Here is a 15,188-nt window from a genome sequence, read left to right on the forward strand (position 1 = left end):
CTATTTTGGACATTGTTATGACCTCTCCTACTTCTAAGCCTGATCAACCTGCTGCTATTGATATTCCTAGCAAGCCACAGCGTATTAAACTCACGCAAGATATTGACTTCTTTGCGTTATTTAAGCGCATTGAGCGTGCTTTTGAGACCTGTTATTTACTCGAATCATTGGGTGAAGACGGTCATATGGCGCGCCATCATGCCATTGGTTTTGACCCTGTTATGACCATTGCCGCTATCGACCGTACCACTTTAGCGATTACCGATAATAAAACGGCTGAAACCAGTCATTATCAAACGGACAACCCGTATGAGCTGCTACGCACAATCACCCCGCAACACGTCATTGCTCGCGACCAAAGCGGTGGACTAGTCGGCTATTTGGGCTATGACAGTGTCAATTTCTTTGAGCCAAGTGTCAATGCGAAGTCTAGCGACGACTTTGAACCCTTTAAATTTGGCGTTTATTTAGATGGGCTGACGCTTGATAAAATGACCGGTGAAATTTTCTATTTCTACTATCCAACTGCGCAGCAAGACAATCGTATTGAGCAAATCAAAGCCTTGCTTGAAGCCCCAATTCCAAGCTACGAGCCGCCCACCGTTGAGTTTTTAGGTGATGGTATGAGCCAAGAACAGCATGCTAAAGTCGTCATGCAAGTGAAAGAAGACATCATCTCTGGGCGTATTTTTCAGTGTGAGGTTGGATTTAAGTCCAAGTATCGCATTGCCGGCGACAAGATGCCGATTTATGAAAAGCTGCGTGCGGTCAATCCTTCACCGCACATGTATTTTATGAAATTTGCTCAGCAATGTATCATTGGCGCTTCCCCTGAGCTGCTGTTTCGCTTACGTCAAGGTGAGATGGAAACCTACCCACTGGCAGGCACCGCCAAGCGCGGCGTCGATATAGTGGAGGACCGTAAACTTGCCCGCGCGCTGCTCAATGATGCCAAAGAAATTGCTGAGCACAATATGCTCGTGGATTTGCACCGCAACGATATCGGTCGCGTTGCACGCTTCGGTACGGTAAAAGTCCGTAGCCTGATGGATATCAAACGCTTCTCACACGTCCAACACATCTCCTCTGAAATCGTTGGGATTTTGCATCCTGATGAAGATATGTTTAGTGCCCTTGCCAGCAACTTCCCCGCCGGTACATTATCAGGTGCGCCGAAAGTAGAAGCAATCAAGGTTATCAATGAGCTAGAACCCGATGGTCGCGGTGCTTATGGCGGCGCGCTAGGCTCCTTTAACTTTAATGGCGATTGTATTTTTGCCATTCCTATTCGCAGTTTGTTTATCAATGGTGAGTCGGCTTATGCGCAAACCTGCGGCGGTAATGTCTACGACTCCAACCCTGCTGATGAATACCTAGAAATCCAGCGCAAACTGTCGGCTATGAAAGTAGTCTTAGACAGCTTTATGCCTACGTAAATTCATTATATTTTTGCTAAAGAGCTTATGCCTTATGAATGTTTTAATTATCGACAACTACGATTCTTTCACCTTTAACCTTTATCAATATATCGGTGAGATTTTACAGACCATAGACGGTGATAAAGACGGCGCTAAAGAAGCAGCCAACGTCATCGTCAAACGCAACAATGAGATTACCTTGGCTGATGTGCAGGCGATGAACCTTGACCGTATTATCATTTCACCCGGCCCTGGCGCACCTGATGACCCCGCCTATTTCGGTATTTGCGCAGAAGTGATTGAGGTGATGGGCAAAACAACGCCGCTTCTTGGCGTTTGCTTGGGTATGCAGGGTATCGCCCACGTATTTGGTGGTGATGTGGTGCGAGCCAGCGTGCCAATGCATGGCAAGGTTTCAGCCATTCGCCATGATAACGCAGGTGTCTATCAAGGCTTGCCACAAGAGATAGAAATCATGCGCTATCATTCGTTAATGGTAAAAGCAGATACCTTACCTGACTGCTTAACGGTCACTTCAGTCGTTGCTAATGATAAACATCATGATTTAAGTTTGGCTGAATCGGCGCAAGCAGGTGATGAGATTATGGGATTACAGCATAGAGACTATCCGATTCAAGGCGTCCAGTTTCACCCAGAGTCGTTTGCGACCGAAGGCGCTAAGCGTTTATTAACGAATTTTTTATTACAGGTATAAATCATCATGCTTTTAAACCTAAATAAATCTAGCTTACTAACATATCAACGGCTGTGTTATGCAAGTGCATTTACCAGCCTAATGCTAGCTGCTTCTGTTAGCTCGGCCGTGACGCCTGTAAAAGCAAATTTTATATTAGGGATGGACTTACAAGGTCAACGCTTAAACCTTTACCATGGTTATGGTGAAGGTCGCGTCACTTGTGATGATATGCTACTGGTTGCGCCAGATTTGGGACGCTTATTACAAACAGAGCAGCTTAGAGAAAGACAAAGTAAATTGCCATATACTGTCAAGCTATATCCTGCTAAGACCAAGCATAGCTTGTGCAACGATGGCGTAACTCCTTGCGGCTTTCAGGGCTATCGTTTCAAGGGTAAGGATGTCAATGGTTTTATAGATCCTGCAAATAGCGAAATATATATAGAGGATAATCAGACGCAAGAAAGCGCTACTTTCTCCTATAAAGAAGACTCAACTTATTTGCCATTGGCTTCGCAAGCTGAACTTATTGATAGGTTATACCAAAATTCTGACAAGGAATTAAATGATAACTATCTATTAGTTCGAGGTGACATAATAAAAGTATATGGACCAGTTTTGGCCAATAAATTCAAAGAATATCAGCTTAAATGGGTTATGAATCGCTCAAAAGATTGCGGGGCTGATGCTAAGCATCTGCCAAGGACGCAAGCTGAAAAAGTCTGTTTTATTCAAAAAAATATCAAACAAATGGAAAATTATTTTTATTGGATTGATTGAGTTGTGTCCTCATTTTAATAATAGACTTCTTGCATAAGATCGATGTTTTAGCAGTATTGAGTTACTTTGGCATCAATAATACCTATTTATGAGTCATTAAACACGTTCTGATATAAGTGGTTTCATTATAGCAGTTTGTTTTAAGTGGTCTATCAATAGGTTTGAAGGGTAAAATAGCTGGTTCCACTGGGGTATACTATCGATTGAAAAGCCTTGAATCAAAAGCTATCACTGGCTATTTAGAAAGCGCAAATTTTACTTTTTTTCATCCACTTACAAAATCGCATACAAGCCATAAATATTATGAATAAAAGACCAGCTCTGCTTGTATCAGACCAAAACCTAAAGTTAGTAACTCAATTTTTGATGATAACTTATGCTCTTTGTTTATTATTACCTGCTTATAAGCTAAGTATAATGGTAGGGAGTGGTGAAGACGGTGGAGGTATGGGTACTCTAATATTGGGTACGTTATACTTACCTTTTGGTCTGATGTTTGGAGACTGCGGAATATTAGCTGTTTGTGGAAACTATATATTCTTCTACCTTGTTATTCGATTACTTACCATACCAAACTACTCGACCAAATTTTCAGTCATTTTAGCCATCTTGTTGTTATGTTCGATAGCTCTAAGTTTTTATGATGTTTTTCCTGTCGGCTACACTTCAAATGGACATATAGTGGCATGGGGATATGGTGCTTTTGCTTGGTATTTTAGTTTGTGTGCCATGTCTTTTTTAATGCTTTATCGTTTTTTTCTTAAAAGAACACCGCACATTTCATGGTTTATATTGGCATTGGTAGTAAGCTTCTTGTGCTCTCTAGGTTTGCGATATTATCAATATCACTATTGGGCCGATGAATACCACAAAAAGTATTTCTTTGACGCTGTATGGTTGATGCGTATGCGTATGCTGAGCCACATTGGGATTGTTTAAGACTCAACAATCTGAGAGAGAATGAGTATCCCGATTTGCTTCATACATCTGCCAGATCGATGCCTATACAGCGCACTAGTACATCTAAAGGTTCAAGTCCTCATAGGGAACCATGCTCATTCCCATAACAGTCTTTATAGTAAACGATTTTAGAACAAAAAAGCCACTGGGTTGGTTAAACTAAAATAGCGATACATTCACACAGATATATTTAACGGATATTAGGGAATATTGAACATATACTCATTTCGAACGTAAACGATAAAGACTCATGCAAGTGGTCTAATGCTAATAAAAATAAGGAATGAGCCAAAAAAAATCATCAGCCGATTGACTGATGATTCTTTTATAGCTTAGTACCTGACAATTGAATATATGGCTTATAGCTGAATGCGCTGCAAGAATGCTTGCGTACGCGGATGCGTTGAATCTTCAAATAGCTGCTTGGCGCTACCCTCTTCGACTATATGACCATCTTCAATTAAGACCACATGATCAGCAACATCACGGGCAAAATTAATCTCATGAGTCACCACAACCATCGTCCAGCCTTCAGAAGCCAGCTGCTTCATCGTTCCAAGTACATCTTGTACCAATTCTGGATCAAGTGCCGAAGTTGGCTCGTCAAACAATAATAACGACGGCTCAATAGCGAGCGCACGAGCAATACCAATACGCTGCTGCTGACCACCAGACAACTGGAACGGATACAGATCCGCCTTATCAGATAAGCCGACTTTATCGAGTAATGCCAACGCTTGCGTGCGGGCTTGCGCTTTACTTTGCCCTTGTACTACCGTCGGCCCAAGCATGAGATTTTCAATAGCCGTCTTATGAGGGAACAAGTTATAAGACTGAAACACCATGCCAGATTTGCGTTGCAGCGCGAGCAAGGTTTTCTTTTTCGGCTTAGTAGCAAAATCGACCGTCAAGCTACCATCATCAAAAGCTATAACCCCTTGATCAGGAATTTCGAGCGCATTTAAACAACGCAAAAACGTGGTTTTACCCGACCCTGACGGTCCTAAGATGACCACCACTTTGCCTTTTTCGATGGTCAAGTCGATACCTTTTAATACTTGATTGCTACCAAAGGCTTTATGAATGTTGCTGACTTGAATCATAAGGTTTCCTGTTGCACAGATAATGCTAAAACTATCATAAAGTGAGTCAGTAAACTACTTAGCCACATAGCGATCGAGTCTGATTTCAAGCTTACCTTGGATAAAGGTCAAGAACAGACAGATACCCCAGTAAATAATCGCCGCTTCAGTATAAACCAGCATAAATTCATAATTGCGGGCGGTGATAATCTGTGCTTGTTTAAACAGCTCAGTGACCAGCACTAATGACGCTAACGACGTATCTTTTACCAGACTAATAAAGGTATTGGATAACGGTGGCACTGACACCCGCAGCGCTTGCGGTAAAATGACATGGCGAAAAGTTTGCAGGTAAGTCAAACCAACCGTCGAGCCTGCTTCCCACTGCCCTTTTGGAATAGACAGAATCGACGCGCGTACCGTTTCCGACGCATAAGCGCCAATATTTAGGGAAAAGGCGATAATCGCTGAGGGAAACGGATCGAGCTTGACACCGACACTAGGCAGACCGTAAAAGATAATAAACAGCTGTACCAGCATCGGCGTCCCGCGAATGGCGGACACGTAGATACGGGCAAGCCGATAAACAATCTCATGAAACCAGCCCGCACGCGGTACGATACGAATCAATGCCACTGTCAGTGCAATCACCATACCAATTGCAAATGAGATCAATGCCAGCGGTATCGAATAATAGATACCGCCTTTGAGCATCGGCCAAAATGAATTGATAACGATTTGCGCCCGCGCCGCATCCATAAATGGCAATATGGCTAATAAATCAGTTAACACTGAGGTGATAGAAGCTAGCATTATTTTTGTTGACTTATATCAGCACCAAAGAATTCATCGCTCAGCTTGGTTAGTGTGCCATCAGCCACAAGCGCTGCCATTGCTTCATTTAGCTTTGCAACAACGGCGTCATCACCTTTGAGCAATACCAAGCCTGAACCCGTCTGCTCACTAGCAGGAGCCACCAATTTAATCTCAAGATTGGCGTCTGGGAATTTTTTTAGATAATCCAATACGGCAAGATTGTCATTCATCGTAAAGTCAGCGCGGCCTTGTTTGACCAATTGAATCGCTTGCGCCATACCATCGACAGGAACAATTTCGGCTTCGTAACGTTCTGCAAGCTCGCCATAGTTACTGCTCAGCGACTGTGCTGAACGCAGCCCTTTTAAGCTTTCCCATGAGCTATAACGACTATCAGCAGTCGGAGCCAATACCACAGCGCCTGACCAGCTATACGCTTGAGCTTTATCATATTTTGCTAAGCGCTCAGGTGTGGTCAAACTCACTTGATTGGCAACCATATCAAAACGCTTGGAATCAAGTCCTGCCAGCATCGCATCCCACTGAGTTTCTTTAAACTCAACCTTTACGCCTAGCTTGTCAGCGACTGCGCGTGTCACTTCGACATCATAACCGGTGAGCTTTCCGCTCTCATCATGATAGGTAAACGGCGGATAGGTTCCTTCAGTACCGACGTTGATGGTACCACCATTATTGATACGTTGGAGCAAATCAGAACCACCAGCCGCCGCACTGTCGGTCGCAGTGGTATCAGCGTCAGTAGTAGGTGATTGATTACAAGCGGCAAGCAATACCGTGCTGGCAGCAAAAGCTAAAAGAGTACGACGTTTCATAAGACGTCCTTATAAAGTAGATGAATAATGCAAAAAATATCAGAACAACAAATAGGGAGAAAACCTAACAAACTGTTTTGACTAAAAAGCGTACCTGCCTTCTGTCATGCTTGTGTCTATCATGCTGGGCTTTGGTTTCCCGATTTGAGGATACTACGACTATTTTTCAATGCTATTTTTATATTATGTTGCATCGTCCACGCTAATTGACGGTTAACATTGATAATAATTTTAACGGTCAGCGCTGCTTATGCAACCAAGACCTGCTCATATACTATCGTACTTGGGTAAGAATAAACGTACAAAAACAGTGAGTATGCGTAAGATTTCTAAGATTTATGACAAATGCTTTCGATAAGGTAAACACAGCCACTCTTCTATGCACTATTTTTAAGAAAAAAAACATCAACCGATATACTCAGTTGATGTCTTTTTTCTATCTTTATAAATATGCCTGCTATTTTTTAAATTTATTGGCAAATGTCTTACCCGTTTTGGCATCGACATTTATACTGATAATCTTGTTGGCTTTTAAAAGGTCAGCTTTATAGTATAAAGGATGGTCAGCATAATCACGGTTATTCTTAAATTCAATTACTAATATTTTACCACCTGTTTGCTTTTCAGCAATATTCATCGCCGTCATAATAGTGGTTTTTGCTTTTTTCTGAACTTGGTAATCATTAATATCATCACCGTCTAAACGCTCAGATTCCGTTTTTACCACTTTACCAGTATTGGCATCGACTTTGATTTCATAACTCATGCTGTCTGTACTAAATTCTAGCTCATAGACACCGCCCTTGCCCACGGCGTCGCTATCATCGTCATCAAACTCTGCACTGACCAAAATGCCAGAAGCCTTTTTACTAGCAATAGTAATAGCTTGTTTTAAGCCAATCTTTGCCGCTTGCGCAGCGCGTATTTCATTCGTATCACTGGATGCATTAGCAGTTGTACTCATTACACCTGTCGTTAAAGCCAATATCAGACACGTACTGAGTGTCGCTATTTTAAAGCCATTTAGAATCTTACTCATAAGATTGTCTCCTTATTTATACTGTGTTTTTCTAACGCTATTTCTATTGTTCAATTTTTTATTTAACGTGGTTTTATTCTTTATCATAACCTTGATGAGATAAGCCTGTGAGGCAAAAAGGTATCCAAGTGTATCGTCGGTGTTTGTAAATAAAAAACCGCGCCTACTTATCGAAGTAGACGCGGTTGTGTTTAGTTGCGAGATATCAGCTATTAAGAATATTATCAGGCGCTATTATATCTAGCGACCATTAACGCTACTTAGTTCAAGATACCATAAGCACATAACGCATCAGCAACGCGTTTGAAGCCAACAATATTTGCACCTGTCATATAGTCGATATAACCGTTATCCGTTTGATGATATTTCTCTGAGGCTTCAGCGGCGCAATCATGAATGTTTTTCATAATGCACTTTAAGCGCTCATCAACTTCTTCAAAGGTTTTATATTGGCGTACTGAGTTTTGAGACATCTCAAGACCGGATACCGCGACACCGCCAGCATTGGCCGCTTTACCGGGTGCATAATGCACACGGTGTAAACGCACATGATCAATCGCTTCAGCGGTCAATGGCATGTTAGCGCCTTCGGCAATATACTTGATACCGTTTTCGACCATCAGTTTGGCATCATCTTCATCGACTTCGTTTTGGGTCGCTGATGGAATGGCGATATCCCCTTTAAACTGCCAAGGTTTTTGATTCGCCAACCATTCGCCGCCAAACACACCAACATATTCAGCCAACGGCTTGCTGTGTGATTTCTGCTCTTTTAGCCAGTTAATTTTTTCTTGGTCCATGCCGTTTTCATCGTACAGTGTACCTTGTGAATCAGATACCGTCAGTACCGTTGCACCCAGCATATGGGCTTTTTCAGCGGCATGTAGAGAGACATTACCGGCACCTGATATCAGTACCTTTTTGCCTTTGATATTGTCGTTTTGGGCGGCAAGCATGTTTTCTAAGAAATATACGGCGCCGTAACCAGTCGCTTCGGTACGCATCAAGCTACCACCGAAACCAACACCTTTACCAGTCAATACACCGCCATGCTCACGCGTCAAGTTCTTATACATCGCAAACATATAGCTGATTTCACGGCCACCAACGCCAATATCACCAGCAGGTACATCAATATCTTTACTGATATACGGATGCAGCTCACGCATAAAGGCATAGCAAAAACGGCGGATTTCATGATCCGACTTACCTTTAGGATCAAAATCAGTACCACCTTTACCGCCGCCCATTGGCAAACCCGTCAAGGCGTTTTTAAAGATTTGCTCAAAACCTAAGAACTTGAGTACCGATTGGTTAACGGTAGGATGGAAGCGGATACCACCTTTATAAGGACCTAAAGCGTTGCTGAACTGTATACGCCAACCGCGATTTACCTGTACTTCACCCTTATCGTTTTCCCAGTTGATACGAAAAGCGATAACACGGTCAGGCTCAACAAGACGCTCAAATATTTTGAACGTTTCGTATTCGGGGTGGGCGTCGTATAGCGGAGCAATGGTGATTGCAACTTCTTTTACTGCCTGAATAAATTCAGGTTGATGGGCGTAACGTGCTTCGACTTTTTCGATTGCCTGACTGATACTCATATAGGTTCCTTAGGGTAAAAATGGTCATCATGCTGATTTACACCGGCGTTTTATCGCTTAAGCACAAACGATGGGATTTAAAACGCAAATGTGGGATTGAAATCGCTCCTATACGTTATGAGCTATAGAAACTGCTGGGATGAGAAGCCAACTGCTCGTGTCTCTAAATCATAAACTCAGAAGCACAAACAATTTTTATCTCATATCTATATATCATTTTTTTAAGGTATAAGTCTAGTAAATATCGCCATCATCAAAAGTTATGATGGATTTTTTTATAATTATAATCTATCGATACCCTTAGAATGGAAACTTGTTAGTCAGGAAATTTATGCGGGTGGTGTAAATTGGTTGGTGCAATCTTATAAAAATCCGAGCGTTCTATAAACTTATTATTATGATATTTCCTGAAGCTTATAACCTTTTCTAAAAAACCAAACCAATTTCAGCAAAGACTAAATAATGAAAAATAGCATTTAAATCAACTTTTATTTGCTATTAAAATAAACTTAAAGATAAGCGGTTATAAAAACACGCTAAAAGGTAAAAAATGGGCAATATTAAGACTTTGATTGGCGTTCTGCCATATCAATATTAATGGTAAGGGTTTATAATATTGCCCACTAGTTAAAGCCTAGAATTAGCACATTACCAATCCCGATTTACCCCTTTATTCATTCGTCACAGAGAAATCGTTATGCGTACAGATTCATTCCAACAAATCTTGGAAGACCTAAACAGCTCATCAGCCGATGTTGAAGCATCTGCTCTTATTTCTAACGATGGTCTTATGATTGCATCTGCGCTGCCAACAGGCGTTGATGAAGACCGCGTCGGCGCTATGTCTGCCGCTTTATTGTCACTAGGTGACCGTGCAGGTCGTGAATTAGCTCGTGGTAGCATCGATCGTATCATGATCCAAGGCGAAAAAGGCTACGTGATTATGACCTCATCAGGTGATGAAGCGGTATTGACCATTATGGCAAAACCAAATGCCAAACTGGGCTTGATATTCCTAGATATTAAACGTGCATCAGAAGCACTGGCAAAACTCATCTAATATTTATTTTTAAAGTTATGTCGTTACGGTTTTATGCGGTATCAGCGCTATAAACTACTTTATTAATAACACTTTAAATGAAAATTGACGCCTTGTCTTATAAAAAATTTTTAAGGTAATGCATACTGTTTATATTGAATGAGTGATTAGGTTTTCTAAACACTCATTTCCCAAAAGCTTCGATTGCCTTATTAAAAGCTTTGAGAATCTTACACTCTTAATCAGCGCAAAGTATGTATTTAAAGCCTAATTTTAGGTTTAAAAATTAACGTAAGACAGTATGCTTTAACCAATTCCGCTTTTTAATGATTATCACTAAGATGATAACTAAAGGAGATTACAATGGGTTCTCCACTCCCCGACGCCATGAAGCCTGAGATGCCAGCCGAACAAGTCACCATGACTTATCACGATGGCACTTCGCGCACTGTCTATGACACCGGTATCGAACGCCCTTACCCTGACGGTAAATTGATTGTGTCACGTACCGATTTAGACGGCGTTTTGACCCACGTTAATGATGCCTTTGTCGAGATTAGCGGCTATGACGTCGATGAATTAATCGGCAATCAACACTATATTTTGCGCCATCCTGATATGCCAAAAGCCGCCTATAAAGACTTATGGTCGACCGCTGCTGCTGGGCAAAAATGGCATGGTTATGTTAAAAACTTGTGCAAAGACGGTAGCCATTATTGGGTTTATGCCACTGTCGTGCCGAACGTGCGCCGCGGCGAAACGGTTGGCTATACTTCGGTACGCCGTAAGCCATCACGCAGCAAAATTGATGCCGCAATCGCTCAATATGCCCAAATGAAACAAGACGAGGAAGCGTAAATCATGACGACACATAATATGTTAATCGCCCCTGATTTTTCGCCTGAGCGTTTTGCAGGCTGGCACATGTTTAACATCTTGATTCAAAAGCGTGCCAATCTCAATATGCACCTAAACATACCCGCCTCGCACGCGGAACAAGAAGCCATTATCAATCAAGGCGATATTCAGGTCATTTATGCCAACCCTTTTGATGCAGCCACGCTTATTCGTGAGCAAGGCTACCGTGCGGTTGCGCGTCCTATCGGCAAATCTGATGAGATGGTCATTGCCGCGGCGGCCAATAGCGATATCAATAGCTTAGAAGATATCAAAGCTGGCGCTACCGTGGCTATGGCTGATAACCGCGATGTAAAATTGATTGGTTTACGCCTGCTTGAAGCGGTCGATATCGAAGAAGCTGACCTTAATTGGACAGTGACTGAGACTTATCAAGCAGCAGCGCGCCAAGTGATTAAAGGTGAAGCACAAGCGGCTTTCTTTTTAGCGGAGATTTTTCATAGCTTTTCACGCTTAACCAAAGCGCAGTTATCGGTATTAATCGAGAGTGATTTGGCAGATATCAGCCACGTCTTGCTTATTAAAGACGGCTTTCCTGATACTGACATCTTAATGGATGCGATTCTTAATCTGCATAACGATGACGATGGTAAAGAAGCGTTGGCTGAACTTGGCATGCCGCAAGGTTTTGAAGCCATGGATGAAGAAGACGCTGAATTTATGATTGATTTGATGCAAACTTTACTTGATTAGCCTATTTGTGATTCATAGTTAATTGGCATCTTACTTAAATCATAGCCTATTACGCTAAAATAATGCTGAACGACAATCGCTATCGCCTATTTTTATGTCATAGCGATTGTGCAAAGCAGTGGTTTAATAGGATTTTTACGAATGTTCTTTTAATAAATTTTTAACAGCTTTTTTAATTGTTCTATGACTAACAGGACACGCTTATGTCTGATTTAGATCTCATCAAAGAAAGTGAAATGGCGGCGCGGCGTGTCTATCGTCTTTATTCGCGTAAGATATTTATCGCTCCAAACAACCGCCATTTTCACGAACAACGTATCAATGCTGCGCTACTTTTAAACGAAAAAGAGCCGCTGCAAGGTGCCGTAGCCGATTTCTTTTATGGCTGCTGGTATGACATTCCCTATGATGTCACCAATATGTTTACCCGCTTGCAAGGTCGCATGCTGCCGCATATCGAGCAAGGCTTTCGTGATTGTATCGATAAAAAAAGCTATATTCAAAAAAACAGCATGCTAGCAACGCGCTGGAGCGTACTGGTATCGCCATCCTTAAATGAACAAACCCAGCGACTGCGTATCAGTAGTGATGACGCCAAAGAAATCGCCAAAGATATCACCAGCGACTTGATGCTAGCGCGTGACAATCAAGATTTTGACACCATAGAACAAATCGAAAACGAGTTTTTTTCCCATTGTATCGCTCGCAACGACCGTCTGGCGTTCTCATTAGTTTGGTTCCGCTTGGGTAAAAGCGATTGGCAATTCGATGACCGCTGGAATAACTGTCAGCAAAAACTTGATCAAACCAAAAATGTACAAAACGCTTAAAGCCTAAATCGTTTTTCTCATAGCATCATAAACATTCATCTAACGGGTAGCCGCTATGTCTTATTATTTGAACGCTGATAAAACCTATCTGACCTTGACTCCAGCCGGTATTTTTGAAGCATTTTCGCAAAGTGAACCAACGCCTGAGCAGCTATCCTTGCAAGACTTATTGTCGCATAACGAGACACTGCTAGCCGCTGATTGGCTCGAACGCTATTCTGATGAGTGGTTAGATAGCTTTCTCGAACATGGCTGGATTGAGAAGCTTTCGCTGTTTTTGCCCGCCCCAAACTTACCACTAGATCAGTTTTTACCCTATGTCGTTTCAAGCTTGTCTGGTAAACGCCGTGCAGCGATTGGTTCTGATGAAGGTTTTTGTCTGGCACGGATTGGTTATAGCCAAGAAGAAGCGGATATGCTCAGTGTGGCTGCTGCTGATTTTTCAGGCTTTATGCTGCGCCAAAAACAACGCGGCTGGGCGGTAGAGAGCCAAGCCATCTCTTTCTTTCAACAAGTCGATTTGTTGATTCCTGAAACCAGTTTTGTATTTTTATGGATTGATGGCTCAGGCTACGTACTTATCATCGACGGCGAACCTTTGACCAATAATCGCGCTTTTGTTGAGCTGGTATGGGCGCTCAAAACCTCTGGACTTAGATTTACTAATTAAACTCATCTTTTATCAAAACCATACTTAATTAGACCGTTGCTGAATCAAACTAGCTGCCTAATATAAATGCGCCCTTTAACCATAAGAGGTGCGTTTTTTATATCTGTATCTTAAACTTTATAGTTATGATTACGTAACTATAACCGGCCTCTATTTTATAATCTCATAGCGTAATAAGAACACCCTCAAAATTAACAGCAAGTTTTCAAATGTTAGGTCATACTGCCTATAGCCATTTAACAGTTGTTCGTGATAGACATCTACACATTTTCGAGCTTTAACTTACCCTTTTAATAAAAACACTCTTCGAAAGTGGCATCCTTTGCCAACCCTTGCATTCTTACTTATTTTTTAGGACAGTTTATGACTTCGCTGACCACTGTGCGCGTGCGTTATCAAACCATTGAAATTGGCAATACCGACATTCATATTTGCACCCTACGCGACAATCAACAATTTAGTGACCCTGATAATGAGGCATTAGACCTCGGTATTTGCTCGGCGTCATGGCCGATGTTTGGCGTGATTTGGCCATCAAGTTTGGTGCTAGCCAATCATATGCTTGATTATGATATTGCTGGCAAACGTATCTTAGAAGTTGGCTGCGGTATGGCATTATCCAGTTTATTACTCAACCACCGCCATGCCGATATCACAGCGACTGATTATCACCCAACGGTTGAATATTTTTTGGATAGAAACACCAGCCTAAATAATAATAAAGAGATTAATTTTGAGCGCTTAGACTGGGCAGAAGACAATAGCCATCTTGGTAAGTTTGATATCATTATCGGTAGCGATTTGCTGTATGAAGACCAACATATCGATATATTGGCGGAATTTATCGAGCGTCATGCTTTGCCAACTTGTGAAGTCATCGTGGTTGACCCTGGGCGCGGGCGCAAAAATAAGCTGACCAATAAAATGGTTGAGTTTGGCTTTAGCAGTAAGCATGTCAAACCTGAGGATACCTCTTATCTTGAGCTACCTTTTAAGGGTCATATTTTGACCTTTTCGCGGAAGGATTAAATGCTACCAAAATGTTAATTGAATAAAAAAAAGACGCTTCAAAATGGCGTCTTTTTTTATTATTTTTCTAGCGTCTTTTATATGTTTCGAACCAAAGGTGGTTGTACACGTGAATACATGATTAATGAGATACCATTAGATATCAGCTCAACCGCTAATAGGACGCCGAGAATATAGGTCGCTGATTGCGGATAGCTGGTAAAAATCATGATAGCCAACGCAATTGAGATAAGCCCTGAGATTAATATTGGCACAAAAGCTACCGTTCTACGTAAACCAAAAGCGACAACCACTCTGACGATACCTGTTGCCATAAATAAAATAGCAATAACCATAGTCAAGGTTAAGATACCTTGTAGCGGGTTTTGTAGCAGCTCAATACCGATAAATATGCCAAGTACACCACCAATAGCCGCCAGCACTTTACCCATCGTGGTATAAGCACGAAACAGGGCGATAAACTGTAAAATACCAACCAGAAGAAATACAAATCCTGCCAGTTGTTCGACGGCGAAACTGGCGCTAAGAGGATTAAAAAAAGCAAAGATACCACCAAGAATACTGATGATACCAACTACTAGCCACAATGTACGACTCATAAGACGCCCTTATTTCATAGTTAACAAAAATCAAATTATATATCAGACAATTTGCACTCTTGTACGACCGTAGTAATAGATTCGAGTATTCCTGTTACTATTTAAGTTTGGGCATTGCATTGTAATCCTAAGCCTGATATCTGCTATTTGACCGACACTCCTAGCTCTTCTTTCTTAA

General features: G+C 41.7%; 16 protein-coding genes. 10 read left to right on the top strand and 6 right to left on the bottom strand.

Annotated features, from left to right (window positions below; translation table 11 throughout):
- Positions 1–17 precede the first annotated feature (17 nt).
- The 4 genes from AC2FA3_RS00535 to AC2FA3_RS00550 all read left to right on the top strand — a co-directional run bounded on the left by AC2FA3_RS00535 (position 18) and on the right by AC2FA3_RS00550 (position 3,834).
- The gene (locus tag AC2FA3_RS00535) at positions 18–1,436 is read left to right on the top strand and encodes an anthranilate synthase component I family protein (protein ID WP_490507831.1); all 1,419 of its coding nucleotides are present in this window, start codon (positions 18–20) and stop codon (positions 1,434–1,436) included.
- Positions 1,437–1,470: 34 nt separating this feature from the next.
- Complete coding sequence (locus AC2FA3_RS00540) at positions 1,471–2,133, top strand: anthranilate synthase component II (RefSeq protein ID WP_490507832.1); 663 nt, start codon at positions 1,471–1,473, stop codon at positions 2,131–2,133.
- An 81-nt stretch (positions 2,134–2,214) separates the two neighbouring features.
- Complete coding sequence (locus tag AC2FA3_RS00545; protein WP_490507833.1) at positions 2,215–2,895, top strand: hypothetical protein; 681 nt, start codon at positions 2,215–2,217, stop codon at positions 2,893–2,895.
- A 303-nt stretch (positions 2,896–3,198) separates the two neighbouring features.
- A complete protein-coding gene (locus tag AC2FA3_RS00550; RefSeq protein WP_490507834.1) occupies positions 3,199–3,834 on the top strand; it encodes a hypothetical protein in 636 nt (211 codons plus the stop codon).
- 380 nt (positions 3,835–4,214) lie between these two features.
- On the opposite strand, the gene AC2FA3_RS00555 is transcribed toward AC2FA3_RS00550, so the two are convergent.
- The 5 genes from AC2FA3_RS00555 to gdhA all read right to left on the bottom strand — a co-directional run bounded on the left by AC2FA3_RS00555 (position 4,215) and on the right by gdhA (position 9,232).
- Positions 4,215–4,958 carry an amino acid ABC transporter ATP-binding protein gene (locus AC2FA3_RS00555; RefSeq protein ID WP_490507835.1) on the bottom strand — a complete coding sequence of 248 codons (744 nt, stop codon included), beginning with the start codon at positions 4,956–4,958 and terminating at the stop codon, positions 4,215–4,217.
- A 54-nt stretch (positions 4,959–5,012) separates the two neighbouring features.
- On the bottom strand, positions 5,013–5,696 hold the full coding sequence (locus AC2FA3_RS00560) for an amino acid ABC transporter permease (protein WP_490508102.1): 684 nt from the start codon (positions 5,694–5,696) through the stop codon (positions 5,013–5,015).
- A gap of 53 nt (positions 5,697–5,749) precedes the next feature.
- The gene (locus tag AC2FA3_RS00565) at positions 5,750–6,586 is read right to left on the bottom strand and encodes an amino acid ABC transporter substrate-binding protein (protein ID WP_490507836.1); all 837 of its coding nucleotides are present in this window, start codon (positions 6,584–6,586) and stop codon (positions 5,750–5,752) included.
- A gap of 457 nt (positions 6,587–7,043) precedes the next feature.
- Positions 7,044–7,625, bottom strand: coding sequence for a PepSY domain-containing protein (locus tag AC2FA3_RS00570; protein ID WP_490507837.1), 582 nt, complete (start codon positions 7,623–7,625; stop codon positions 7,044–7,046).
- Between the two features lie 260 nt (positions 7,626–7,885).
- Complete coding sequence (gdhA, locus tag AC2FA3_RS00575) at positions 7,886–9,232, bottom strand: NADP-specific glutamate dehydrogenase (RefSeq protein WP_490507838.1); 1,347 nt, start codon at positions 9,230–9,232, stop codon at positions 7,886–7,888.
- Between the two features lie 697 nt (positions 9,233–9,929).
- On the opposite strand from gdhA, the gene AC2FA3_RS00580 reads away from it, so the two are divergent.
- The 6 genes from AC2FA3_RS00580 to AC2FA3_RS00605 all read left to right on the top strand — a co-directional run bounded on the left by AC2FA3_RS00580 (position 9,930) and on the right by AC2FA3_RS00605 (position 14,411).
- A complete protein-coding gene (locus tag AC2FA3_RS00580; RefSeq protein ID WP_010201036.1) occupies positions 9,930–10,292 on the top strand; it encodes a roadblock/LC7 domain-containing protein in 363 nt (120 codons plus the stop codon).
- Positions 10,293–10,634: 342 nt separating this feature from the next.
- Entirely contained in the window at positions 10,635–11,129 is a 495-nt protein-coding gene (locus AC2FA3_RS00585) for a PAS domain-containing protein (RefSeq protein ID WP_490507839.1), read from the top strand.
- 3 nt (positions 11,130–11,132) lie between these two features.
- The gene (locus AC2FA3_RS00590; protein WP_490507840.1) at positions 11,133–11,882 is read left to right on the top strand and encodes a PhnD/SsuA/transferrin family substrate-binding protein; all 750 of its coding nucleotides are present in this window, start codon (positions 11,133–11,135) and stop codon (positions 11,880–11,882) included.
- Positions 11,883–12,085: 203 nt separating this feature from the next.
- On the top strand, positions 12,086–12,712 hold the full coding sequence (locus AC2FA3_RS00595; RefSeq protein WP_490507841.1) for a hypothetical protein: 627 nt from the start codon (positions 12,086–12,088) through the stop codon (positions 12,710–12,712).
- Positions 12,713–12,767: 55 nt separating this feature from the next.
- Positions 12,768–13,382 (top strand): hypothetical protein, encoded by a 615-nt coding sequence (locus AC2FA3_RS00600; protein WP_490507842.1) that lies wholly within the window; start codon positions 12,768–12,770, stop codon positions 13,380–13,382.
- A 363-nt stretch (positions 13,383–13,745) separates the two neighbouring features.
- Positions 13,746–14,411 (top strand): class I SAM-dependent methyltransferase, encoded by a 666-nt coding sequence (locus AC2FA3_RS00605; RefSeq protein WP_490507843.1) that lies wholly within the window; start codon positions 13,746–13,748, stop codon positions 14,409–14,411.
- Between the two features lie 77 nt (positions 14,412–14,488).
- Here AC2FA3_RS00605 and AC2FA3_RS00610 read toward each other — a convergent pair whose 3' ends face one another.
- Positions 14,489–15,010 (bottom strand): HdeD family acid-resistance protein, encoded by a 522-nt coding sequence (locus AC2FA3_RS00610; protein ID WP_490507844.1) that lies wholly within the window; start codon positions 15,008–15,010, stop codon positions 14,489–14,491.
- Positions 15,011–15,188 lie beyond the last annotated feature (178 nt).

This window comes from Janibacter sp. CoH_79_TC_3 (assembly GCF_058197955.1).

Bases quoted from the DNA above. Each gene is read 5' to 3' on its own strand.
- AC2FA3_RS00535 (WP_490507831.1), top strand. From the start codon at position 18: ATGACCTCTCCTACTTCTAAGCCTGATCAACCTGCTGCTATTGATATT.
- AC2FA3_RS00540 (WP_490507832.1), top strand. From the start codon at position 1,471: ATGAATGTTTTAATTATCGACAACTACGATTCTTTCACCTTTAACCTT.
- AC2FA3_RS00545 (WP_490507833.1), top strand. From the start codon at position 2,215: ATGCTAGCTGCTTCTGTTAGCTCGGCCGTGACGCCTGTAAAAGCAAAT.
- AC2FA3_RS00550 (WP_490507834.1), top strand. From the start codon at position 3,199: ATGAATAAAAGACCAGCTCTGCTTGTATCAGACCAAAACCTAAAGTTA.
- AC2FA3_RS00555 (WP_490507835.1), bottom strand. From the start codon at position 4,958: ATGATTCAAGTCAGCAACATTCATAAAGCCTTTGGTAGCAATCAAGTA.
- AC2FA3_RS00560 (WP_490508102.1), bottom strand. From the start codon at position 5,696: ATGGATGCGGCGCGGGCGCAAATCGTTATCAATTCATTTTGGCCGATG.
- AC2FA3_RS00565 (WP_490507836.1), bottom strand. From the start codon at position 6,586: ATGAAACGTCGTACTCTTTTAGCTTTTGCTGCCAGCACGGTATTGCTT.
- AC2FA3_RS00570 (WP_490507837.1), bottom strand. From the start codon at position 7,625: ATGAGTAAGATTCTAAATGGCTTTAAAATAGCGACACTCAGTACGTGT.
- gdhA (WP_490507838.1), bottom strand. From the start codon at position 9,232: ATGAGTATCAGTCAGGCAATCGAAAAAGTCGAAGCACGTTACGCCCAT.
- AC2FA3_RS00580 (WP_010201036.1), top strand. From the start codon at position 9,930: ATGCGTACAGATTCATTCCAACAAATCTTGGAAGACCTAAACAGCTCA.
- AC2FA3_RS00585 (WP_490507839.1), top strand. From the start codon at position 10,635: ATGGGTTCTCCACTCCCCGACGCCATGAAGCCTGAGATGCCAGCCGAA.
- AC2FA3_RS00590 (WP_490507840.1), top strand. From the start codon at position 11,133: ATGACGACACATAATATGTTAATCGCCCCTGATTTTTCGCCTGAGCGT.
- AC2FA3_RS00595 (WP_490507841.1), top strand. From the start codon at position 12,086: ATGTCTGATTTAGATCTCATCAAAGAAAGTGAAATGGCGGCGCGGCGT.
- AC2FA3_RS00600 (WP_490507842.1), top strand. From the start codon at position 12,768: ATGTCTTATTATTTGAACGCTGATAAAACCTATCTGACCTTGACTCCA.
- AC2FA3_RS00605 (WP_490507843.1), top strand. From the start codon at position 13,746: ATGACTTCGCTGACCACTGTGCGCGTGCGTTATCAAACCATTGAAATT.
- AC2FA3_RS00610 (WP_490507844.1), bottom strand. From the start codon at position 15,010: ATGAGTCGTACATTGTGGCTAGTAGTTGGTATCATCAGTATTCTTGGT.